Origin of the sequence: Alteromonas halophila (assembly GCF_014651815.1) — a bacterium.
GTDB lineage: Bacteria > Pseudomonadota > Gammaproteobacteria > Enterobacterales > Alteromonadaceae > Alteromonas > Alteromonas halophila.
The window spans coordinates 292,863-314,746 of record NZ_BMXP01000002.1; the positions used below are offsets into that span (position 1 = coordinate 292,863).

General features: G+C 49.2%; 29 protein-coding genes and 2 pseudogenes. 9 read left to right on the top strand and 22 right to left on the bottom strand.

Features of this window, described 5'->3' with window-relative positions; translation table 11 throughout:
- The first annotated feature begins 176 nt into the window (after positions 1-176).
- On the top strand, positions 177-3,152 hold the full coding sequence (locus IE054_RS05325; protein ID WP_189404102.1) for a TonB-dependent receptor domain-containing protein: 2,976 nt from the start codon (positions 177-179) through the stop codon (positions 3,150-3,152).
- Between the two features lie 147 nt (positions 3,153-3,299).
- Here the strand turns inward: IE054_RS05325 and IE054_RS05330 are convergent, their stop codons facing one another.
- The 5 genes from IE054_RS05330 to IE054_RS05350 all read right to left on the bottom strand — a co-directional run bounded on the left by IE054_RS05330 (position 3,300) and on the right by IE054_RS05350 (position 5,350).
- The gene (locus IE054_RS05330) at positions 3,300-3,671 is read right to left on the bottom strand and encodes a PH domain-containing protein (protein ID WP_189404103.1); all 372 of its coding nucleotides are present in this window, start codon (positions 3,669-3,671) and stop codon (positions 3,300-3,302) included.
- Between the two features lie 90 nt (positions 3,672-3,761).
- A complete protein-coding gene (locus IE054_RS05335) occupies positions 3,762-3,959 on the bottom strand; it encodes a hypothetical protein (protein ID WP_189404104.1) in 198 nt (65 codons plus the stop codon).
- Positions 3,956-4,207 (bottom strand): hypothetical protein, encoded by a 252-nt coding sequence (locus IE054_RS05340; protein ID WP_189404106.1) that lies wholly within the window; start codon positions 4,205-4,207, stop codon positions 3,956-3,958. Before IE054_RS05340 ends, IE054_RS05335 begins: the two co-directional genes overlap by 4 nt.
- Positions 4,208-4,323: 116 nt before the next feature.
- Entirely contained in the window at positions 4,324-4,860 is a 537-nt protein-coding gene (locus IE054_RS05345) for a DUF924 family protein (RefSeq protein WP_189404108.1), read from the bottom strand.
- A 43-nt stretch (positions 4,861-4,903) separates the two neighbouring features.
- Positions 4,904-5,350 carry a GNAT family N-acetyltransferase gene (locus IE054_RS05350; protein ID WP_229805012.1) on the bottom strand — a complete coding sequence of 149 codons (447 nt, stop codon included), beginning with the start codon at positions 5,348-5,350 and terminating at the stop codon, positions 4,904-4,906.
- Between the two features lie 387 nt (positions 5,351-5,737).
- Here IE054_RS05350 and IE054_RS05355 point away from each other — a divergent pair, with 387 nt between their 5' ends.
- Positions 5,738-6,772 carry a sodium:calcium antiporter gene (locus IE054_RS05355; protein WP_229805013.1) on the top strand — a complete coding sequence of 345 codons (1,035 nt, stop codon included), beginning with the start codon at positions 5,738-5,740 and terminating at the stop codon, positions 6,770-6,772.
- A 129-nt stretch (positions 6,773-6,901) separates the two neighbouring features.
- Here IE054_RS05355 and IE054_RS05360 read toward each other — a convergent pair whose 3' ends face one another.
- The 3 genes from IE054_RS05360 to IE054_RS05370 all read right to left on the bottom strand — a co-directional run bounded on the left by IE054_RS05360 (position 6,902) and on the right by IE054_RS05370 (position 8,570).
- Positions 6,902-7,105 (bottom strand): DUF4177 domain-containing protein, encoded by a 204-nt coding sequence (locus IE054_RS05360; RefSeq protein WP_189404110.1) that lies wholly within the window; start codon positions 7,103-7,105, stop codon positions 6,902-6,904.
- Between the two features lie 88 nt (positions 7,106-7,193).
- On the bottom strand, positions 7,194-7,610 hold the full coding sequence (locus IE054_RS05365; protein ID WP_189404112.1) for a hypothetical protein: 417 nt from the start codon (positions 7,608-7,610) through the stop codon (positions 7,194-7,196).
- Positions 7,611-7,691: 81 nt separating this feature from the next.
- Positions 7,692-8,570 carry an alpha/beta hydrolase gene (locus tag IE054_RS05370; protein WP_189404114.1) on the bottom strand — a complete coding sequence of 293 codons (879 nt, stop codon included), beginning with the start codon at positions 8,568-8,570 and terminating at the stop codon, positions 7,692-7,694.
- 169 nt (positions 8,571-8,739) lie between these two features.
- Here IE054_RS05370 and IE054_RS17895 point away from each other — a divergent pair, with 169 nt between their 5' ends.
- Positions 8,740-8,913 carry a type II toxin-antitoxin system RelE/ParE family toxin gene (locus IE054_RS17895; protein WP_189404116.1) on the top strand — a complete coding sequence of 58 codons (174 nt, stop codon included), beginning with the start codon at positions 8,740-8,742 and terminating at the stop codon, positions 8,911-8,913.
- Between the two features lie 96 nt (positions 8,914-9,009).
- Here IE054_RS17895 and IE054_RS05380 read toward each other — a convergent pair whose 3' ends face one another.
- From IE054_RS05380 to IE054_RS05385, 3 genes and pseudogenes are all read right to left on the bottom strand, one after another.
- Positions 9,010-9,411: a GFA family protein gene (locus tag IE054_RS05380; protein WP_189404118.1), complete on the bottom strand. Its 402-nt coding sequence runs from the start codon at positions 9,409-9,411 to the stop codon at positions 9,010-9,012.
- 79 nt (positions 9,412-9,490) lie between these two features.
- Positions 9,491-9,607, bottom strand: a pseudogene (locus IE054_RS17830) (helix-turn-helix transcriptional regulator); the annotation flags it as partial.
- Positions 9,607-9,738: pseudogene (locus tag IE054_RS05385) on the bottom strand (type II toxin-antitoxin system RelE/ParE family toxin); the annotation flags it as partial. The pseudogenes IE054_RS17830 and IE054_RS05385, both read right to left, overlap by 1 nt.
- 177 nt (positions 9,739-9,915) lie before the next feature.
- Between IE054_RS05385 and IE054_RS05390 the strand changes: the two are divergent.
- The 4 genes from IE054_RS05390 to IE054_RS05405 all read left to right on the top strand — a co-directional run bounded on the left by IE054_RS05390 (position 9,916) and on the right by IE054_RS05405 (position 11,177).
- Positions 9,916-10,164 carry a type II toxin-antitoxin system Phd/YefM family antitoxin gene (locus tag IE054_RS05390; protein ID WP_189404120.1) on the top strand — a complete coding sequence of 83 codons (249 nt, stop codon included), beginning with the start codon at positions 9,916-9,918 and terminating at the stop codon, positions 10,162-10,164.
- Positions 10,154-10,447, top strand: a complete 294-nt coding sequence (locus tag IE054_RS05395) for a type II toxin-antitoxin system RelE family toxin (RefSeq protein ID WP_189404122.1) — start codon at positions 10,154-10,156, stop codon at positions 10,445-10,447. The genes IE054_RS05390 and IE054_RS05395 overlap by 11 nt, the downstream gene beginning before the upstream one ends.
- A gap of 167 nt (positions 10,448-10,614) precedes the next feature.
- Positions 10,615-10,899, top strand: a complete 285-nt coding sequence (locus IE054_RS05400) for a type II toxin-antitoxin system TacA family antitoxin (protein ID WP_013783738.1) — start codon at positions 10,615-10,617, stop codon at positions 10,897-10,899.
- Positions 10,896-11,177, top strand: coding sequence for a type II toxin-antitoxin system RelE/ParE family toxin (locus IE054_RS05405; protein WP_189404124.1), 282 nt, complete (start codon positions 10,896-10,898; stop codon positions 11,175-11,177). The genes IE054_RS05400 and IE054_RS05405 overlap by 4 nt, the downstream gene beginning before the upstream one ends.
- Positions 11,178-11,265: 88 nt before the next feature.
- Here the strand turns inward: IE054_RS05405 and IE054_RS05410 are convergent, their stop codons facing one another.
- The 9 genes from IE054_RS05410 to IE054_RS05450 form a co-directional block, all read right to left on the bottom strand.
- Positions 11,266-11,559 carry a HigA family addiction module antitoxin gene (locus IE054_RS05410; RefSeq protein WP_032095616.1) on the bottom strand — a complete coding sequence of 98 codons (294 nt, stop codon included), beginning with the start codon at positions 11,557-11,559 and terminating at the stop codon, positions 11,266-11,268.
- On the bottom strand, positions 11,559-11,837 hold the full coding sequence (locus tag IE054_RS05415) for a type II toxin-antitoxin system RelE/ParE family toxin (RefSeq protein ID WP_189404126.1): 279 nt from the start codon (positions 11,835-11,837) through the stop codon (positions 11,559-11,561). Before IE054_RS05415 ends, IE054_RS05410 begins: the two co-directional genes overlap by 1 nt.
- A 149-nt stretch (positions 11,838-11,986) precedes the next feature.
- The gene (locus IE054_RS05420) at positions 11,987-12,439 is read right to left on the bottom strand and encodes a DUF2306 domain-containing protein (RefSeq protein WP_189404128.1); all 453 of its coding nucleotides are present in this window, start codon (positions 12,437-12,439) and stop codon (positions 11,987-11,989) included.
- A 136-nt stretch (positions 12,440-12,575) separates the two neighbouring features.
- Entirely contained in the window at positions 12,576-12,764 is a 189-nt protein-coding gene (locus IE054_RS05425; protein ID WP_189404130.1) for a hypothetical protein, read from the bottom strand.
- 131 nt (positions 12,765-12,895) lie between these two features.
- The gene (locus IE054_RS05430) at positions 12,896-13,387 is read right to left on the bottom strand and encodes a hypothetical protein (RefSeq protein ID WP_189404132.1); all 492 of its coding nucleotides are present in this window, start codon (positions 13,385-13,387) and stop codon (positions 12,896-12,898) included.
- Between the two features lie 112 nt (positions 13,388-13,499).
- On the bottom strand, positions 13,500-13,844 hold the full coding sequence (locus IE054_RS05435) for a VOC family protein (RefSeq protein WP_189404133.1): 345 nt from the start codon (positions 13,842-13,844) through the stop codon (positions 13,500-13,502).
- A gap of 133 nt (positions 13,845-13,977) precedes the next feature.
- The gene (locus IE054_RS05440) at positions 13,978-14,532 is read right to left on the bottom strand and encodes a Z-ring associated ZapG family protein (protein WP_189404135.1); all 555 of its coding nucleotides are present in this window, start codon (positions 14,530-14,532) and stop codon (positions 13,978-13,980) included.
- A gap of 139 nt (positions 14,533-14,671) precedes the next feature.
- The gene (locus IE054_RS05445) at positions 14,672-14,920 is read right to left on the bottom strand and encodes a hypothetical protein (RefSeq protein ID WP_189404137.1); all 249 of its coding nucleotides are present in this window, start codon (positions 14,918-14,920) and stop codon (positions 14,672-14,674) included.
- 125 nt (positions 14,921-15,045) lie between these two features.
- A complete protein-coding gene (locus IE054_RS05450; protein ID WP_189404139.1) occupies positions 15,046-15,333 on the bottom strand; it encodes a hypothetical protein in 288 nt (95 codons plus the stop codon).
- A gap of 297 nt (positions 15,334-15,630) precedes the next feature.
- On the opposite strand from IE054_RS05450, the gene IE054_RS05455 reads away from it, so the two are divergent.
- Entirely contained in the window at positions 15,631-16,056 is a 426-nt protein-coding gene (locus tag IE054_RS05455) for a site-specific integrase (protein WP_189404141.1), read from the top strand.
- A 49-nt stretch (positions 16,057-16,105) separates the two neighbouring features.
- On the opposite strand, the gene fadA is transcribed toward IE054_RS05455, so the two are convergent.
- Entirely contained in the window at positions 16,106-17,269 is a 1,164-nt protein-coding gene (gene fadA / locus IE054_RS05460; RefSeq protein ID WP_189404143.1) for an acetyl-CoA C-acyltransferase FadA, read from the bottom strand.
- A gap of 18 nt (positions 17,270-17,287) precedes the next feature.
- Positions 17,288-19,438 carry a fatty acid oxidation complex subunit alpha FadB gene (gene fadB, locus IE054_RS05465; protein WP_189404145.1) on the bottom strand — a complete coding sequence of 717 codons (2,151 nt, stop codon included), beginning with the start codon at positions 19,436-19,438 and terminating at the stop codon, positions 17,288-17,290.
- 399 nt (positions 19,439-19,837) lie between these two features.
- Here fadB and IE054_RS05470 point away from each other — a divergent pair, with 399 nt between their 5' ends.
- On the top strand, positions 19,838-21,850 hold the full coding sequence (locus tag IE054_RS05470; RefSeq protein WP_189404147.1) for a transglycosylase SLT domain-containing protein: 2,013 nt from the start codon (positions 19,838-19,840) through the stop codon (positions 21,848-21,850).
- The last annotated feature ends 34 nt before the right edge of the window (positions 21,851-21,884 follow it).

Here is a 21,884-nt window from a genome sequence, read left to right on the forward strand (position 1 = left end):
CTTTTACCCTCACATTCACCCTACTTATCACCCCGTTCTCCCCGTTGATGTAAAACCGCTAGTACAGGACCACACCCGATTCTAGCTTAAGAGAGGCGTGGCAACGCCGCGCCATTACTTACAACCATAATAACATTCGTCCGGTTAAGCAGTCTGTGACGAAAGGGGAGACTACTATGTACACTCGTTCCAGACTGGCCCGGTCAATTCGGTTTGCTATTCTCTGTAGCGCTGCAACAGCTTCTTCCATCATCAGCTCTGCAGTCCTTGCCCAGCAAAACACTGACAATGAAGACAGCGAAGCCTCGGTCGAGATCATTGCCATTACCGGTAGCCGTGTTCGTTCACCCGGTGTTGAATCTACCAGCCCTATTTTCTCCATCGGTGAAGAAGATATCGGCTATTTACAGCAACCTGAGTTTGAACGCGTTATTCGTTCACTGCCATCCACCATCCCGGCTGACGGCGGGAATGTAAATAACGGTACCGCAGGGGCTGCTACTATCGATTTGCGCGGCCTTGGCGCACAGCGCAACCTGGTGCTGCTAAACGGCAGGCGCATGGTGCCGTTTAACTTTAACGGTCAGGTCGATACCTCAACCATTCCAACCTCACTGATTGAGCGTATCGACGTCATCACCGGCGGTGCCTCAGCGGTGTATGGTTCCGATGCCATTTCGGGTGCGGTGAATGTCATTCTGAAAGACGACTTCAACGGGGCACAACTGGATCTGAACCACCAGCAAAGCGGTGAAAGCGACGGTGACCAGAGTAATATTGCTTTTACCGTGGGCGGCAACTTTGAAGATGGTCGCGGCAATGCGGTTGCGTCGGTGTCCTGGATGGAGCGTAAGCCCGTGCTGCTGGGCGACCGGCCGCTGGGACAGTTTGGTATTAACTCGAACACCGGGGCCGGTCTGGCGGAATACCGCGCCGGTGAAGACGCCCAGCTCCCGGAGGCGGGCTGTGGCGGTCCTAATGTTGTCGATATTAATGGTTCCGGTTCAACCACCGCCATGCCCACCCGATTCGAGTTAATCGGTGCTGGCGTGGAAGGGCAGTTCCGCGAAGACGGTACGCTGGGCCCAAACTGTAGCCTGTTTAACTTTAACCCGTTTAACTACTACCAGACTCCGGCCGAGCGGTATACCGCCACTGTTATGGCGCACTACACCATTAACGATCATGCCGAGGCCTACACCAGCTTTAATTTTACCAATACCAGTGTAGAGCAGCAGGTGGCACCGTCGGGCACGTTTGGCACCCAGTTTACATTGCCGCTCTACAATCCGCTGATTGGCGACCAGGCGCTTAATTTTATCTTAGACGGTGCCAACGCTGCCGTCGCCTCCGGTGTGCTGCTAAATGGTGAAAGCTGGAACGATGTCAATGGCAACGGCGTGGTCGATACCGAAGATACCCTTGAGGTGAGATTGCGTCGTCGCACGCTGGAGCTGGGAACCCGGTCGGAACGCTATGATTCGCAAATCTGGCAGATGCTGGCAGGTTTCCGTGGTCAGTTAATCGGCGACTGGAATTACGACATTTCCTACCAGTACGGTGAAGCGAATCGCACCACCGAACGCGCCGGGTACACCAATGTTGAAAATCTGCAAAACGCGCTGGATACCCGCGATGGCATTAACTGTGCGGTGGGTGGGGCGTGTGTGCCCATCGATCTGTTTGGCGGCTTTGGCACCATCACCGATGCTGCCGCGGCTTACTCAAGTGCCGTTGCCTTGCAGCAACAAAAATACAATCAGGAAATCATGCAGGTGATTTTGGACGGACCAATTGAGATGATCAGTTTGCCTACTGCCACCTGGCCTTTATCGTTAAGTGTGGGCTATGAGCACCGTACAGAAAATGGCTCGCTGTCACCGGATGAGTGCCTGAAGCTGGCGCCTACCAGTTGTCTTGGTGGCGCGGGTGGTAACATTCTGCCTATCGACGGTGGCTATAAAGTGGATGAGTTCTTCTTTGAAGGGGTACTGCCCATATTCGACGGTTATGATTTTGCCGAAACCATGGATGTGGAGTTTGGTTTCCGCTCGTCGGACTATGACACTGTAGGGACGACCGATTCCTGGAAGCTGGGTTTTAACTGGCGTCCGGTCGAGCCTGTCCTGATCCGCGTCATGCAGCAGCGCGCCAACCGGGCGCCGAATGTTGGCGAGTTGTTCTCGCCGGTGACCTCGGGACTGGATAATGCCACGGTTGATCCCTGCTCAGTAGCGAATGCCGGTAACATCAGTGACAGTCTGCGCGCGTTGTGTGTGTCCACGGGCATGCGTGCCGAACAGGTCGGCGTGGTGCCTGATATCATTTCCGGACAGATTAATACGTTCGCCGGTAGCTCGCCCACCACACCACCGGGCCCGGAACAGGCCGATACCACCACCGCCGGCATTGTGTGGACACCCACTTTTGACTGGGCCAATAACTTCTTGCTGTCAGTCGATTATTACAACATCGAAATTGAAGACATTATCGGGCAGTTCTCGGCTCAGGAAATTCTGGATGCCTGCTATCAGAACGGGAATACGGCGGAGTGTGCCAAAATCGTCCGGGTCGGGGGCGACCTGACCGGTGACGCAGCGGGAGTAAGGCTCTTTACCACTAACCTTAAGTATCTGCAGGCAGAGGGGATTGAGGTGGGAGTGAACTTTAACTTCGATACGGACGGCCTGGGCAATTTTGAGTTCAATGCCACCATCAACAAATACCTCACGCAGGAGTCGCAGAGCTCGGATATTGTGCCTGTCACTGACTGCCGGGGCTTTTACGGTACAACCTGCGATCCCATTTCCGACCTGCGCTGGATCCAGCGTACCACCTGGACTTATGACGCGTTTACGGTGTCGCTACTGTGGCGCCACATAAACTCAGTGGACGTTGAGCCTGTAGAAGCCAGTCGCCGGTTCGAGGAATTCCGAACCATCGACAGTTACGATTACTTCGACCTGTATGCCGCCTACCAGATGAACGACAACCTGCGTTTCACACTGGGCGTGGACAACCTGTTTGATAAGGAGCCGCCGGTATTGGGTAACGATATAGGTGACACCAGCTCCAATTCAGGTAACACCTTTCCCAGCAACTATGATCCGCTTGGGCGGTTCTATAAAGCGGGCATACAGCTGACCTTTTAACCCGGTCTATACCCTGGACCACCTTTTGGGGCACTGTTGTGCCCCTTTTTTTGCTCTGGCATTGCGATCTTAAACGGCCATACCTGCCGCTTAACAGCCATTGACATCCAGCGCCTTCACATTAAACGCTTCACTCAAAGACGGTAATCAGGCAAGCGAATGTTTCGCAATCATCTGGGCTATCTCTGTCAGCGCGTTCTTACCGGAAAACTCAAAACGCACACGCCCCAGCGATGAAAAGTAAATCTCAAGTTCGGAGTCCAGGTCGAAAGTGCCGGACGTTTCAACCGAGAACACATCCACGTTTTTATATGGCAGCGACGTGAAATCTTTTTTACTGCCGGTCAGGCCCTGCACATTCACCGCAATGATCCGCTTATTGGTAAATACTACGCCATCGCGCATCGACTTAAAGGCATCGATAATTTCTTCACCTTCAATCAGCAGCGCGGTGACTTTTTCAGCGTAGTCAGCATTTTGTTTTAGCTTAAACACACTTTTGTTGTCGAAATCGATCATGGTTGGCTCCCGGTCACCGTGCCGTGACCTTTATGGTTGAGGGTTTTCAGCGACAGCGGTGACATTGTCCTCACCGCCAGACTGACAAAATCAAAATAGCCGCCTGCCGGTAATAGCGATGTACATGGCCACAACGCCGGCGACCGCGTAAAGTACTTCAAACGCGCCTATATCACTGAGTCCGCTTTGCACAACAGTAATGACCAGCATGACACCCAGCAGCAGCGAAGGCAGCCCGGCCAGACCAAGAACAATGCGAATATTAAGCGGTAGCGATTCATCTTTCATAGCGGGCCCGCGGGTCGTTCGCTTTCCGGTGCCGGGCTGGCGTGAATATCGGTAAGCACCCGTCGCAGCAGGTGCGCGCAGGCACCAAGGGCGATAATTGGGCTGCTAAGTGCCAGTACCCACAACATCTGCGTCTCACCCGACCACAATGCAATGATCAGAAAAAAGCTTATGGGGGTCATAGCCAGCAGCACACTGGTTTTCAGGTGTGTGTTTACGCTATGCGTGATGACATCCTTTGAGAGCATAAAACCTCCTTTTAACCTGTTTTGTTCAGGTCAATATACCAACGGCGAATTCTGCCCACAAATAAATAACGACAATGCCCGTGTCAGACTATACAGCACTCCTGTGTCTGACCACCCTAAAACCCAGAACCTGGCTGCTGCAGAAACGTCAGTTCGTCAGGCGTTGATGCCCGGCCAAGAATCGCGTTGCGATGCGGGTAGCGGCCAAACTGGTCAATAATCGCCTTGTGCCTGTATTCAAAGTCGAGGTTATTGCTGTTGCCCAGGGACGTAAACAGCGTTACGGCACGCTGGTGGATGAGACGTGACTCACTGTGCATAAAAGGCATGTAAAGAAAGGCCCGCTGGTTGTCAGGCAGCGCCGTATCAAAATCCTTTTCAATGGCAGCCTGTGCCAGGGCCAGCGCAAGGGAGTCGGCTGCAAAGGCCGCCGGCGTATCACGGAAGATATTGCGGGAGAACTGATCAAGCACAATGATTTCGGCCAGACTCCCTGTGGCGCTGCTACGCCATGTGTCCAGCTCGCACGCCACTGCCTGACGGTGCACATCACCAAACCGCTGTGCGATAGTCGCATCCAGTTTGGTGTCTTTTTGCCACCACTGTTTGGGGCTTAACTCACTGAACCAGAAATCCAGCACTTCGTTGACCACAAGTTCCCCCTTTTATACTGTTAACAAGCCGGATCACGCCGCGCTATGCGCGTAGATCCCGCTGCATATAATAAAACCGGTCATCTTCCTCAACCACACGAAAACCGTGTCGCAGATACAGTGACACGGCCGGGCTGATCTTAAACACTTTCAGGCTCAGTATATGGACGTTCGCTGCCTGCGCGTAGCGTTGTGCTTCCTTCAGCGCCCTTGCGCCTATCCCGTGGTTTTGCCATTTGGCAATGACCTGTAAATCACGGATCCAGCAGGTACCGTCGTCCAGTGATAACCTTAGTACACCGACGGGCCGGTTATCTAACAGGATATCCAGGTTATACAGCGCCGCGGTCATAGCCGCTATCTGCGCTTCATCCCAGCTGACCTGGTAGGCATCATAATACGTTCGCATATTGGTCAGTGTCAGTGCCGCCGCTCCCTTAAGATCCCGGGTCGGACGAAATTCCAGCTTGTCTGCGTCTGGTTTGCTCACGGCTGTGTCTCATCACGACCCGTAGGGCCCAGCATAACAAACAAAACAGACTGCGCAGCGTTTGCCAGGTTCATTTCACAGAGTGTCCTTTTTTCTATCGGAAACACGCCAGGCTGCAGCCTCTGGATCCAGTAATGACAAGGGCAGCGAATGTGCACGCAATTCCAGTGAGTTAAGGTTCAATCCTATAGCAATAAACGATGAAGTGCCATCGTAAGCTGTTACATAACGTGTCAGTCAGTGCCGCATCCAATGCCATGTTTTGAGGTGCGCCTGGCGGGGAAATGCCATGCCGGAACAATCTGTACGGGCATAAAACGCGTACCAGCGGATAACAACCAAAATCATCACGCGCGCGGTTGCGCCCAAAATACAAAGGAAGCCGCCTTGTTCAACCCTGAAAACTGGACACTCATGCATGGGATCCTGGTCTTTGCTGCCTGTGCCATCACCATCGGCGTTGCGGGGACCCGCATTACCGGCATTGTTGACCAACTGGCAGATCGCACCGGGATTGGCGAGGCAACAGCCGGCGCAGTGCTGCTAGGCGGAACCACGTCGATTGGCGGCTCCGTGCTGTCGGTGACGGCAGCCTGGAATGGGAATGCGGAACTGGCGGTCAGTAATGCACTGGGTGGTATTGCCGTGCAAACCTTTTTTCTGGCGCTGGCTGACATGGTGTACCGGCGCGCCAACCTGGAACATGCCGCTGCGTCTGTACCCAATATGATCCAGAACGCGCTACTGATCACTTTACTGGCGCTGATTATGCTGGCGCCAATGGTGCCCAACACCACGCTGTGGCATATCCACCCCATTACGCCTTTGCTGTTGATCGGCTATATATACGGTATCCGATTGTCGCAGGGCGCACACAACTCGCCCATGTGGATCCCCACACGTACCCGCGAGACCCGTGAGGATGAACCGGACGACACCAGTAAAATGCCGTCTATGCTGCGTTTATGGAGCGAGTTTGCGCTGCTGTTTGTATTACTTGGCGCGGCAGGCTGGACACTGGAACCCTCGGCCACCGTGATCGCAGAGCGTTCGGGGCTGACACAGACCGTCGTGGGCATAATGCTCACTGCTATCAGTACCTCCATTCCAGAACTGGTCACCTCCATTGCCGCAGTGCGTCGTGGCGCACTAACCCTCGCGGTGGGCGGCATTATTGGTGGCAATGCGTACGATACCCTGTTTATGGCGGCCTCGGATATGGCCTATAGGGAAGGGTCGATTTATCACACTATGACGGACGATACCCTGTTCTGGGTATCATTAACGCTGCTGATGTCTGGCATACTGATGATGGGCCTGATAAGGCGAGAGCGCACCGGCCCTGGTCGCATAGGTGTAGAAAGCCTGCTGCTAATGCTGCTTTATTTAGGCGGTGCCGCGTTGTTACTTACTCATCTGTGATGGGGCGCCTCTGCCCGTTGCTGTTGCCGCATCTTCCCTAACAGTCAGTATCGAATGATGAAATGACTGGACTCAACCAACAAAGTGAAACTGTTAAACGTTTTAACTGCACAAAAATGAAAAAACGAACTACCTTTTTTGTCTTTTGGCCACCCCATGAAAATGGGCCGGACCACCCGGGATGGTGGGATCCATCTGAAAGTCCAGGTCAATGACTTCCCAGCCATCTGCCCCCAGCCTGTTTAAATAGTCCTCCGCATTTTCAGTAGTAATACCTTTAAAAAATCCACTTTTCTTCGCTTCTGCAGAGTCTATAATTTTATATTCCCACATAGTTTATCCTTTTTATGTAACGCACATTACGCCAGCGTCAGGCACCCATTTCCTCTTCAGTGTGCCCTGACGTACGCCATAGTTTTTATTACGCTTTATTCGCTAAAAATTTAACACATCCCAGCAGGGGCAGCGTTTTCATCATTAATTTTGATGCATCGTAAAAAAAGTAATCGCTGTTTACCGAAACCTGAATTAACCCGTAGAGCATGAGCATAACAAAGGGCGCTGCTAGCAAGTAATAATTTACGTTTTTAATGAGGCGCTTCAGAAGCCATGCAAACATTACAAAACTGACAGCTACTGGAATTCCAACTGTTACAAGGTCTACGCTGGCAAATGCAAAAGCCGGCGACAGCTCAGCCATTGGTAAAAGCATTGATTCTGGCACTGCAACCGCTGCGCCGTGGCTAATGACAAATATCGCCACATAAACAAAGAGTATGCCTGATGATATTGAAAGCAAACTCTCTCTGTTTGGTTTGTAATGTTGAGTAATGTCCATATCAAGTCTCCTTAAAAATGCTCAGCTCTAGCCTTGTTGCGCAGATACAGAGCTGTTACAACAACGCGGCCCTGTCTGATGTTAGATGTCGCCTGACCATTTTTCTATAAACTTCACAAGTTCTGAAAATACCATTTTCGCTTTTTGCGGGGCAGATTTCGTTAAACTATGGGTTCCTCCCTCAACCTCATAATAAACGTAATCATGTTTAATACTGTTTAACTCTTCTACAAATTCACGGCTCATTTGCACAGGTACCAATGGGTCTTTGCTGCCATGTGAGAGGAAAAACGGTGGGTCGTTGGGGTCCAGATATGTCGCCGGCGTCATGTTCACTAATGTCTTTTGAATATCTGTTGTTGCTGGGTCGGCTAATCGTTGAACGGCCAGTGAATTTTGATACGTCGGAAGAGTAAAGTCTGCTATAGGCGGTGACTGAGCAATAACGGCGCGTACCACGGAATTTTGTGAGGAAAAGAGGCCGTGATCTGAAAAAGCATCTGAGTTCCCGGTCACGCCAGCCATTACTGCCAGATAACCGCCGGCGGATGAGCCAGCCACTATTATTTTATCCGGATCTAAATGGTAGCGCACGGCATTGGCCTTTAAAAAGCGAATTGCGAGCTGAATGTCTTCAATTTGCGATGGGAATTTATGTTTTGGGGCCAGTCGGTACATTGCACTAGCCGCAACATAACCGCGCTTAGAAAAATTTCTAAGCTGTTGGTTTTTTGTGTCTTTGCTTCCGGAAACAAATCCGCCACCGTGAATAAAGAGAATAACCGGTGACGCCTTTTTGCTGGTTTTCGTGGGAAATGCAATATTAATTGATAATTGAGTACCCGCAATCTGACCGATTGGAATATCGGTATGAAGTCCAGTGTATTTTTCCTCGTTCGCCATGGCCACGTTCGATATAAAAAGAAGGGCAATGATTATTAATGATTCAAACTTAAACATAATGAAAACCTGCCGGGCGCCGCCATGGTACTTCCTTAGTATACCACGCAGTGACACTCCAATGACCACAGCGATTAATGATCAATGCCTAGTAGAGCATTGGCTTCCCTTGAAAGCCTAATACCCAAATTAGAGGCAGCAATATGCGGATTAAAATACGAGCGATTTAATGTGTTTGTTATACGCATTTTGCCATATTTGTTGGGCATTACTTCGCGTGTATAAGTTCGAGATGGGCAAGCAGTTAACTTTACCTGGTTACAGCTACGAAGATGGTTCTGTAATTCTCGAATTGATAGCGCTTGGCTCTCGTAAGAATTATTATCGCAATGTTAAAAAGTAATTCTGACCAATTGCGTTCAACGCTCGGCTTTGAGACGTGCCGAAGCGCAGCGCAGGTGCGTCCGCCAACAGCCACTGGTTATGATGTGATGGTAGCTCAATCTGGCAGTCCCTCAAATTTTGGAAGGTCCCCTAACCCTTCATCCCACACAGCTTTGCTGGATGAAAAAATGTGCGCTGTTGGCACCATAGAGATTTCACTGTCCAAGCTCCCTGCGGGAACGTTGAGCAAACCCGGGATTTGAGTGCTTGGCAATGCTGAGCCACACAATTTACAAAAGCTTTTGTTATGACGAGTTCCTGGAAGCGTAAAGGACGTCACTGCATCTTCACCCGACAGCCAGGCCAGTTTCGCTGACTGTGAGAAAAGGTTTGCCGCATGAGCCGAGCCTGTATCTTTTTGACAAAACTGACAATGGCATAAGTAAAGACCATCGAAGTCACCTGTTACTTCAAAGCTTACGGTGCCACACAGGCAAGAACCGAAATGTGCAGTCATCAGAATCCCTTACATGGCATGAAGTTGAATGTAGCGAAAAACACATAACTGAAAGGTAACGGGCGCAGGCACGGGGCTATAATCGCGAAGCGGCCACACCAAGATGGGTCGCAAGTGTCCTGCAACTTATGCCATTTGGCTCCATGTAAATGAACTCAATAAATTCACCGGGGTGTGGTGGGTTATGCATATTCATTAGTGATAATCCTCGTAATTTAAGATGTAAGCATTACCATCCGTGAACTCGAAAGTTACTCTCCAGTTACCGTTGACAGATATCGACCAAATATTTGACCTTTCCCCTTTAAGTTGGTGTAGATTCTGACCAATTGCCTATAACGGCCCTCATAACGGGCAAATATACTTAGGCTACAATATACCAAGCGAAGCGCTGCGAGCCAGCGTATTTTTGTCCCAGCGAGCGTAGTGAGCGAGTTTATGCGCTTGGTGAATCAACAATGACAGCCTAAAATGACCTAATTAAAGACCTTTTAGGAGACCGTTATGGCGGCGAGAGTTTTGGCAGAAGTTGCTGCAAGTATTACTGAACTAAAAGCGAACCCTATGAAAGTTGCAAGCAGTGCATATGGCGATCCTGTTGCTATTTTGAATCGGAATGAACCTGCGTTCTATTGTGTCCCAGCTGAGATTTACGAAAAAATGATGGATCGTTTAGAGGATCTGGAACTACTACAGCTTGTTAAAGAAAGGCAAGACGAAGAAAGCGTTTCGGTGAATTTGGATGACCTATAAATTAGAGTTTAAGAGAAGCGCCTTAAAGGAATGGAATAAACTAGGTAGCACTCTGCAGCAGCAACTGAAAAAGAAAATAGCAGAGAGATTAAAAATACCACACGTAGCCCCTGATAAAGTGTTAGGTGCTGATAATGTTTACAGAATAAAATTACGTCAATCGGAATATAGGCTGGTATATCAGGTACTTGATGACGTAGTTGTAGTTACAGTGCTTGCAGTTGGAAAACGCGAGAGAAATGAGGCTTACAAAAAAGCATTAAAGAGACTTGATGCTGAATAAGGGTTTAACTTCTAAATATGGGGCGCGGACGCGCAGGCGATAATGGCGAAGCCGCCTGCGTGTTTGCGTCCCAGTGCGCCTTGGCGCACGATATAATTTGTTTGTTAGTTGCCGTAAATTCAACAGGTGTGCTAACATTTGTGCGTACATTTCATAAGGAGTTTACCGTGGATACCCGTATTCAGTTTAGAGTAGATGAAGAAACTAAACGGCTAGCTCAGATAATGGCCGAAAGCCAAGGACGCACTTTAAGTGACGCTTGTAGAGAGCTTACGGAAGAACTCGCTGAACAGCAACGAAAAATAATTACTCATGATCAGTGGCTTACTGAAGAGGTTAATGCTGCGTTCAGTAAATTAGAGAGTGGACAAAGTAAGTTCGTCAGTCATGAAGAAGCGAACTTGGACATGGAAGCTCGAAAAATGAAAATTAGGAATAAAGCCAAAAAATGATCTTATGGGAAAAAAGTTCGTTGGACGATCGTGAGGCTATTTTTGAGTTTTTATACGAATTTAACCCATTAGCAGCAGAAAAAACTGATGCAATAATTGAGAAGAAAGTTGAAAACTTGAATCAGCAACCTCTTATGGGAGTGGAGAGAGAGGGTATACCGGGAAGACTGTTAATAATTCCAGAGGTTTCAATGATCGTTTCATATTTCATAAATGACGACATTATTCACATTCTTCGAGTTTTACACCAAAAGCAAAAATTTCCTGTAGGCAACTAACACCCCAAAAAGGGGCAATTACACGTGGGCTATGATACGGAACGAAGTGACGGGAGCCCACGTGTAATTGTCCCGCTTACTTGGCTTGTTAGGCGGCATGCAGATCTATTGGCTGCACGTTATCCAAGTTGATGTTTTGCTTTGCCTGCCAAAGTTCATAGTTGTCTTGCATACTAAGCCAACTCTCAGGGCTGCGCCCTAATACCTTTGATAACCTTAATGCCATTTCTGGCGTTACTGCACTTTTTCCCTTAACGACACGATTTAGTGTAGAAGCGGCAACACCAAGATGGGTAGCAAGTGTTCTGCAACTTATGCCGTGTGGCTCCATATAAATGGACTCAATAAATTCACCGGGATGTGGTGGGTTATGCATATTCATTAGTGATAATCCTCGTAATTTAAGATGTAAGCATTACCATCCGTGAACTCGAAGGTTACTCTCCAGTTACCGTTGACAGATATCGACCAAATATTTGACCTTTCTCCTTTCAGTTGGTGTAAAGAGAAGCCGGGTAAATTGATGTCATCAGTATTTTGCGCGGTATGGATAGCAGCTAATTGCATGCGAAGTTTTTTCGCGTGCTTGGTCTGAATGCCTGAAGTTTTCCCTTTTTCGAAAAACAGCTTAAGACCCTTGTGTTTAAATGACTTAATCATGAAAAGAGTGTAGCGCATTGCGCAACGCGGTGCAACTTGACGCCTAACACCCCGCTTAGGGGCAATAACACTTGGGCTAAAATTGGAGCGAAGCGACTGAGCCCACGTGTTGTTGTCCCAGGGAGCTTGCGATCAACTACAGCGGTTTGTTATACACTTTTCTGTTTAATCCTTTTACCATACTTTTCAATAAACGCAGCGGCAATACAGAATACTACACCAATAGATATAAAAGCCGCTTCTGCGGGCGCAAAACCCAATGATGCAGGTATACGCGCGATCGCAGCAGCTAGTACCCCAACATAAGCATATGCAATGAAGTAAAAGTGATTAACTAGCCATTTCTTATTGGGCTTTTTGGCTGCGTAATAATATCCCAGCAATAGCCAAATAAGGTTCCACAGAGCTAGGGGTTGGAAAAAAGAGAAACCATATTTAGGCCACATTGCAAAAGCTGAGACGTTTACAAAAACCATGCTGGCTACAAAGGTTCTTCCTATCCAAGTATGGAAGACATCTCCCTTTCGCTTGGCTATAGCAATTGCGCCTGAAATTAAACCAACTACAGCGAATAAAATGTGTAAAAAAGACAAAACATCCATATTTTTCCTCTTAGGGTATAACTTTAAGCTTTGGGGCGCAGACGCGGGGCTATAATCGCGAAGCGGCCCCATGTTTGCGTCCCAGCAAACGAAGTGAGTGACAACAGCGTTTTGTTAGCTGTACATGTTGCCAAAATTAGCCTCCTGCCATTTTGAACAAGAAAAAAAAGAATCCAGAAAATAATAGAATGCCAGCTATTACCATAATGGTAAGTGCCTTTGATCTTGACATCGATTCAAGTAAACCAACTTCGGTTTGCATCCTAAAAAGGTCTGAGATGGAAGAGGATTCCTTCAGCTGCGGTTTAGAATTTTGTTTTTTCATACAACCTCCTGTTGTGAATTTTCCGGGTACAGCTAACACACACATAAGGGGCAGTAACGCGAGGGCTAAAATCCGAGCGAAGCGACAGAGCCCACGTGTTACTGTCCCAGCGAAGCGCCTTAATGTGTTTGTTATGTTTTTGGCTTTACAGTTTCAAACCACTTAGATACTTCTTCTCCGGTTGTTAATGTAACGACAACCTTTTCGTTTTTTGCCATTTTGGAAGCAATTACATTAAATGAACCGGTCCATCGATTTAGAGAAAAATGCTCTTTTTCACCCTCGTTAATTTGCACGAAGCGTTTAGACTCAGCCCCATCAAATACTCCTATTTTAACCTTTGGAGAAAAGAACCTACGCCACCAATTTTGCCTTACCTCTATATGGACACTCTCGACGAAGGCTACTCTGCGACCAGTATTTACAACATCTAATTTAAAGTCGATTAACTTTTGTCTATCAATTGGATTATCAGTCAATGATGAAACAATCGCCATTGAAGGAATAAGCCTTAGTCTAGAGCGATCTTTAGTGTAAATATAATACTGAAACACCAGCGCTAATGTTCCAGTTATCGCTCCAAACAAAGCTGTTAAATCAGTGACTATCTTATTTTCAAACATCCTTGTTCCTAAAACATAACGCTAAGCTTTGGGGCGCAGGCACGGGGCTATAATCGCGAAGCGGCCCCGTGTATGCGACCCAGCGAACGAAGTGAGTGACAATAGCGTTTTGTTAGCTGCGCAACTGTGTGATATGCAACAGTTCACCCACTGGCCCCCATAAATAAAATACCTTACCCCAAGATTCTTGTTGTATTGGTGTAATCTTGGTTTTGTGTTCCGACTTAGAACATAGCTCATGCGCACCGTAGATCTCTGAAACGCAAATTTGCAACATGAAGTTTTTGGCTAAACCTTCATTGTAGAAGCGCTGCAAAAAGAAAAGACAATCTCCGTTTTCAAAAAGTGTGAGATCGTCGGTTACGTATTCTGATTTGAAGCCAATTTCCGAGTAGAAAGACTTTGATATTTCGTAATCCTTACTTGGAACAAATGTTTTTATATCTATTACATCCATGACGCTTTCCAAAGGCAGCTAACACCCACATAAGGGGCAGTAACACGTGGGCTAAAATCCGAGCGAAGCGACAGAGCCCACGTGTTGCTGTCCCAGCGAGCCTGCGAGCGGCTTAATGTGATTGTTATACGTTTCACACGCAGTGGGTATGAAACTCGTTACTAACTTGTTGTTGAAAAGCATTCTTCCTATTAGAAAACTGATTTGCCCAATTGTCTAGAAATTCACTTGTCGGTAGCTTTTTCTGTTCTTTGATGTTTGGATAAAACTGGCGAATAGAAACTTCTAGCTGGCGAATACTGTAGAGGATAGTTGTTACCTCTGTGAAACCAAGTAATTGGAGGCGACTCTGGGCGATATAGACATTTTCCCTAGCATTCAGGACTTTTTCTTCGATTTCTTTCACCCAATCTTCGGCTTCTTGCCAAAAGTCTGGTTCTGAGTTTGCTTTTGGTAAAGAATCAACCAAACCTGCGAGCCTTGAAAAATACTCTGACAAAAACTGAATATATTCATCAGATTTTTCAACTGCGACTAGAAGCATTTCTCTTTTTATTTGTTTTGACTCTTTTTCAACCGCTTTCGAGTTTTGAAATTTAGTAGTAGAAAATGAAGCTAGTGCAGTGATTATTGCGCCTAGCCCAATTTTAATAGTTGTATCAACTATATCGATCCATTCCGTGGCCATATATGTCTCCAAAACGTATAACTTCCCACTAAGGGGCGATAACACATGGGCTAAAATTAGGAACGAAGTGACGCAGCCTATGTGTTAGCGTCCCAGCGAGCGAAGCGAGAGCCTTGAGTGGTTTGTTATATTTCATTGTTTAAACATCCTTGAAAACATCATAAATAACAACTCCAACGTTAATGACCGTCAAGATCATAATGAAAATTGTCATATTGCGCATTTGAGAAGTCATTGATTTGATTTTTGAGTTGAACTCTTCATTTTCGCGGCGAGCAATTTCTTCCCTATAGAAGCTTAGTCCAAGACTTGTCGATTTAGCGATCTGATCATAGCTTCTTTTTAAAGACTCAATATCTCTATTTTTTAATTCGTCAAATGAACTCATTTCTTTTCTCTGAAATATAACTTCCCGCATAACGGGCAAATATACGTAGGCTATATTACCGAGCAAAGCGAGGGGAGCCTACGTGTATTTGTCCCCCGCGAGCGAAGCGAGTGTTTATGCGTTTGTTAGGTGTCATGTTTCGACAACCTTTGAATCGCTTCTGGGTCTTTTGAGATCTGGCGCTCTATTATGTTTAACAACGTTTGTTCGGATACGCCCGTCACTCCAAACCAAATGTACCCTACTAACAACATGGCAAACATCGGTGCCATGAATGGTAGGTAGTTCGTAATACCTAACTTGTCGTAAAAAGGGAATGCAAAAACGAAGAGCAATAAAAAAGTGGAAGCGACTTTAGCCATAGCCATCCCTTTTTTTGCTTTAAGATAGTCCTTTATATCTGAGCTTTCCATATCAATTGTTCCTTAGGAATAACGATGGCACCTAACAATTTAATAGACCCCAAAACGGTATGTTTTCCCGACCCGATTTGGTGTATTTAGTGTTGATGATGTAGTCAGATTACGCGATAAGCGCCTTAAACTAAAGGGATAGTGCGCTGTGGTGTATTTTGCTCATGAATTCAATACCCCAAAACGCCTGTTTTATCGACGTGGTGTTTTTCGCGAAGAAAAAGTGACAAAACCCGTCTGAATGTCAGTTTTATTCTGCGTCTGTAAACGTACACTGGTTTCATTTTCGAAAAACCAATGAAATCTGCCTTTCTCTTGTCGCTATACGAATTTATGCTGCAAAAGCGCTACGCTAAACGTACTATCCAAACTTATCTGTCGTGGATTGCGGATTTCATCCGCTTTCATCAATATTCTCACCCCGACAAGCTGAATGTCACGCATGTTGAAGCGTATCTTACTCATCTGGCCGTAAAACGTAAAACGGCGGCGTCGACCCAGGCGACGGCGTTAAATGCGTTGGTGTTTCTGTACGGAAAGTACCTGGAAAAACCATTGCCGGAAGATATGAACTTTCTCAACAGCGGGCGCGAACGAAAATTGCCTGTAGTGCTTACCCAACAGGAAGTAAAGGCCCTGCTTGCACGCGTCAGTCAGCAGCATTACCTTCTCCAGCAGGGGGCGCATGGTGTAGTGAGTCCGCTTTCCAGCTTACTAATATAAAAAAGGGCCCGCAGGCCCTTTTCATTGTAGCTGTTTGAAGCGGTGTGCGTTACACACGTTCAAAGATAGTCGCAATACCTTGGCCCAGACCAATACACATGGTGGCAAGGCCCACTGACTTGTCGTTCGACTCCATCAGGTTCAGCAGCGTGGTACTGATACGTGCACCTGAGCAGCCCAGTGGGTGACCCAGTGCAATGGCGCCGCCATTCAGGTTCACCTTCTCGTCGTACTGCTCCAGCCAGCCCAGTTGCTTAATGCACGACAGGGCTTGAGCGGCAAAGGCTTCGTTAAACTCGGCCAGCTCGATGTCGTCCATGCTCATGCCAGCACGTTTCAGGGCTTTTTGTGTAGCCGGTACCGGGCCGTAACCCATGATGGCGGCATCGCAGCCTGACACACCCATGGCGCGAATTTTCGCACGCGGCTTCAGGCCCAGTGCTTTGGCTTTATCGGCGGACATTACCAGCATGGCTGATGCACCGTCGGAGATGGCTGATGATGTGCCTGCGGTAACGGTACCGTTGACCGGATCAAAGACCGGACGCAGCGCCGCCATCGACTCTTTGGTGCTGTCGGGGCGGATCACTTCATCGTCTTTAATCATTTTCAGCACGCCATTGGCGTCGTGACCTTCAATAGGCACGATCTCGTTGTCCCAGCGGCCTTCCTGCATGGCTTTGTGGGCGCGCTGGTGCGAACGGGCACCAAACTCATCCTGCATTTCACGGCTGATGCCATTCTGGCGGCCCAGCAGCTCTGCGGTCATGCCCATATTGCCCGAGGCTTTGGCCGTGTATTTAGCCAGACCTGGGTGGAAGTCCAGGTTAAAGGTCATCGGCACGTGGCCCATGTGCTCAACACCACCAATCATAAATACGTCACCGTTGCCGGTCATAATGCCTTTGGCGGCATCGTGCAGCGCCTGCATCGACGAGCCACACAAGCGGTTCACGGTTACCGCACTGGTTGAGCGCGGAATATCGGTGAGCAGCTGGGCGTTACGGGCAACATTAAAGCCCTGCTCTTTGGTTTGCTGTACGCAGCCCCAGATGATGTCTTCAATTTCAGACGGGTCCAGATTGGGGTTACGTTCCAGTAGTGCGCTCATCAGCTGCGCTGACAGGGTTTCTGCGCGCACGTTGCGAAATACGCCACCCTTGGAGCGGCCCATGGGTGTACGTACACAATCGATTACTACGACTTCTTTCATGATGCGTCTCCTTAAGGGTTATGCGAAGTAAGATTTACCGTCGGCGGCCATCTGGCGAACGCCATCGGTTACCTGGTAAATCGGGCCTAAGTGGGCGTATTTGTCCGCCATTTCGACGAAGTTCGCTAACCCAATGGTTTCAATCCAACGGAAAACGCCGCCACGGAACGGTGGGAAGCCCAGGCCGTATAACAACGCCATGTCGGCTTCTGAAGCACTGCCGACAATGCCTTCTTCCAGGCAACGAATGGCTTCGTTGGCCATAGGCACCATCAGACGCGCGATAATTTCGTCCTTGTCGAAATCCTTGCTGTCGCTGACGTGCTCTTTGAGTAGCGCATAGGTGTCGTCCGAGGCATTCTTGGTAGGACGGCCACGTTTGTCGGTGCCATACTCATAAAAGCCTTTGCCGTTTTTCTGGCCTAAGCGCTCGGCACGATACTGCAGGCTGACCGGATCGTTTCCAATTTTCTGCATGCGCTCGGGAATGCCTTCGGCCATCACACCAGCGGCGTGATCGGCGGTGTCCATTCCTACCACATCCAACAGGTAAGCCGGACCCATCGGCCAGCCAAAGGTTTTTTCCATTACCTTGTCCACGGCCACAAAATCAGCGCCGTCCAGCACTAACTTGCTGAAGCCAGCAAAGTAGGGGAACAGTACGCGGTTAACCAGAAAACCGGGGCAGTCATTTACCACAATCGGCGTTTTACCCATCTTAAGCGCGGCGGCAACCACTGCATTTACGGTGTCGTCAGAGGTTTTTTCACCTCGGATAATTTCGACCAGTGGCATCTTATGCACGGGGTTAAAGAAGTGCATGCCCACAAAGCGCTCTGGCTTATCCAGGTTCTTTGCCAGCTGATTAATTGAAATGGTCGAGGTGTTCGAGCAAATGATGGCGTCATCAGCCACCGTTTTCTCGGTTTCCTGAAGCACACTGGCTTTCACTTTGGCATTTTCTACCACCGCCTCAATCACCAAATCGGCATCTTTCATGGCGTTGTAATCAAGGGTGGGTGTGATGTTATTCAGCGTCGACGCCATTTTCTTCGCATCAACCTTGCCTCGCTCCATGCCTTTGCTTAGGATTTTTGAGGCTTCTTTCAAGCCTAAGTCCAGCGCGTCGGTACTGATGTCTTTCATCACTACCGGCTGGCCTTTCACGGCCGCCTGATAGGCAATGCCACCGCCCATAATACCCGCTCCCAGTACAGCGTTTAGTTTGTTTTCTTTGGTTGCGGCCTTAGCCTGTTTTTTACCTTTGCTTTTCACCAGCTGGTCAGACAGGAAAATACCAATCTGCGCTTTGGCTGCATCGGTTTTAGCCAGCTTCACAAAACCTTCGTTTTCCAGCTTCAGCGCACCGTCGCGATCCATGCCAGAGGCATTTTTCACCGTTTCCACCATCATGTGCGGGGCGGGGTAATGCTTACCGGCTTTGGCTGCTACCATGGCGGCAGCGGTAGAAAAGCTCATGGCGGCTTCATTTTTATTCAGTTGCAGCGGCGCTTTTTTCTGATCGCGGCGCTTTTCCCAGTTAAGTGAACCACTGGCGGCGTCTTTAAGCATCGACAGCGCAGCCTCTTTCAGCGCCTCGGGCGCAACCACGGCATCAACAGCGCCTTCATTTAAGGCCTGCTGACCTTTACGATCTTTACCGGTGGTCATCCACTCAAGCGCGTTGTCAGAACCAATCACACGCGGCAGACGCACAGTCCCGCCAAAGCCTGGCATCAGGCCCAGTTTTACTTCTGGCAAGCCTATGGAAGCGGTGGTGTCGGCCACACGCATGTCGCAGGCCAGGGTCATTTCACAGCCGCCACCTAAGGCAAAGCCATTAATGGCTGCCACAGTAGGGAAAGGCAAATCTTCAAAACGGTCAAATACCTGCGCAGTTTTAGCTACCCACGACAACACTTCTTCGTCGTCTTTGGCGAACAGCTCGGTAAACTCGGTAATGTCCGCGCCAACGATAAAGGTGGATTTGTTACTGCGAACCAGCACACCCTTAATGTCATCACGTGACTTGAGGACCTGGGTTGCTTCGTCCAGTTCGCCAACGGTTTGCCGGTCAAATTTATTGACTGAACCTTCGGCATCAAACACCAGCTCAGCAAAGCCGTCATCAAGCAGGCTGACGGTCAGACTCTTGCCTGTGTATATCATTTTGGTCTCCTTTGGCATTGGCCAGGATGTCAGAAAAACAACGTAACGAATGTTGTTCTTAATTGTGCAAAACACCGCTGTATGATCACCTGTGATCTTACAGAAAGTGTTTCACGTGCGATGTCAGGTGGCTCGATTCTTGTCAAAGTCACCGAAAATTTCAATGAAAAGTTCAAACACCCGTTTCAATTTTAGGGAATGTGGCATCGTAAGCAGCGATTTTCAAGTTCGAATTCCCCTTTTGAACTTGTATAATGGGTGCGAATGGTGTCGAAAGCCAATCCAAAAAAATAATAGTCCGTAAAAACGCCGGAAATAGTTGATTACGAAAATAACGACCAGCAGCAGAGCCTGGAAGTGCGTCGCGCAATGCGACAGATGGTTTTTAAGGATGGCAGAATGAAGCGAGCCGTTTCAGGGTTAAAGACGTTTTCAATAGCATTGCGCGTGGTGGTGCTGGCACTGGTGACTACCGCAGCCAGTGCAGAAAGTGCGCCTGAAAGTGCCCGCGAAAGTCAACGGGAGGCGTTTCGTGACGCCGAGGATGCCCTGCAGCTGGCCGCCCGAAACCGGTTAGGTGCTGCGCTTTCCAGGGCCAGCGGGCTTACCGATTATCCGCTGTACCCCTACCTTGAACGGCTGCGAATAAACCGTCACCTTACTATTCAGAACCGTGACATTGTCGAAACCTTTCTGGCGCGTTACGACGGCCAGCCGGTGACCTACGGCTTGCGCAGTCGCTGGTTGAAATACCTGGCAAAATACGGCCATAAGCAGGCGTTTCTGGCCAGCTATGAGGCCGGGATGGGGGCAGAAATCACCTGTCACTACCTGCGTTATCAACTGGAGGATACGCCGACGCCGGAGACATTGCTTCACCGCGTTGACAGTCTTTGGCTAAGTGGTAAGTCGCAGCCGAAAGCCTGCGACCCACTGTTCAGTACCTGGCAAAAGCAAGGGCTGATGACGCCGCAAAAGGTGTTGATGCGTATTGAGAAAGCCGCCAAAGGTGGCAGCATCAGGCTAATTCCCTATCTGCAGCGCAAACTACCGGACGACTGGCAGTACCTGGCTGAGCGCTGGCACAACGTCAGGCGTAATCCAGCGGTGGTCAACCGTGCTTCCCTGTTCCCGCTTAACCATCCTGACCATGAAGCGGATATTCTGAGCTGGGGCATCGAACGACTGGCCTGGCGCGATCCTGACGCCGCGATTAAAGCCTATTACCGCTGGCAGCGTGAGTCGCTGTTCAGCCAGCCTCAACTGCTAATGATGCATCGGGCGATTGCACTGAGTCTGGCCATTGATGATTCGCCGCAGGCCAGTGAATGGCTAAGACGGGCGGATGTGGACGGTGCCGATGAAGACGTTAAACGCTGGCATCTAGCTTACCTGCTGCGTCAGCAACGCTGGAAAGACGTGCTGACAGTGATAGGCCGGGCAAGCACCGAACGGCGCAATGACGATGCCTTTATTTACTGGCAGGCGCGCGCATTCGACAAACTGGGCATGCCACAACAGGCCGGTATTCTGTACGACCGCTTAGCCAAAGAACGGCACTATTATGGCTTTATGGCCAGTGCCCGGCTGTCCCGGCCGCCAACGCTGGATCATGCGCCGGTACCGGTGGATGACACGGCCGTTGAGCGATTACGCCATCATCCTGCGGCTCAGCGGGCCTATGAATTTTTTAAGATGCAGCGCTATCTGGAAGCACGCCGGGAATGGCGTTTTCTGATGCGTCAGGTCAGTGATGAACAAATTAAATACCTGGCAGTACTGGCCAGTGAATGGGGCTGGCACGATCAGGCCATCGTCAGCTTCGCAAGAAGCGGTTACTGGAACGATGTCGAGCGCCGTTTTCCGCTGGCTTACCAGCCTGAGTTTGCCGACGCCGCGCAGCAGTTTGCTGTTCCCCAGGCGCTGGCCATGGCTATCGCCCGGCGTGAAAGCTCGTTTATGCAGGATGCCGTTTCGCCTGCCGGGGCCACGGGGCTGATGCAGCTTATGCCGAATACCGCCCGTTATGTGGCCAACACAAACGTCAGTCGTGAAACACTGTTTCAGCCAAACCAGAACTTGCTGTACGGGGTGCAGTACCTGCGGTATCTGATGGATAAAATGAAGAATAACCCGGTGCTGGTGATGGCGTCTTATAATGCGGGCTGGCAACGGGTGCTGGAGTGGCTGCCACAGGACGCGGCCATTCCAACGGATATCTGGATCGAGACCATTCCCTACCATGAAACCCGCGATTACGTAAAAGCGGTGCTGGCGTACCGGTACATTTACGAAAGCCAGCTGGGGGAATCGAGCAGAATATTTGAGTCACTCACCGATGCCATGATCCCGGCCGCCGAACAGCTTGAACGTCAGGGCAGTGTGAGCGCGGTGAACCTGACCCCACAGTAGTCTGGCAGAGTGTGCCCCCCCCCTTTTCAGCCGC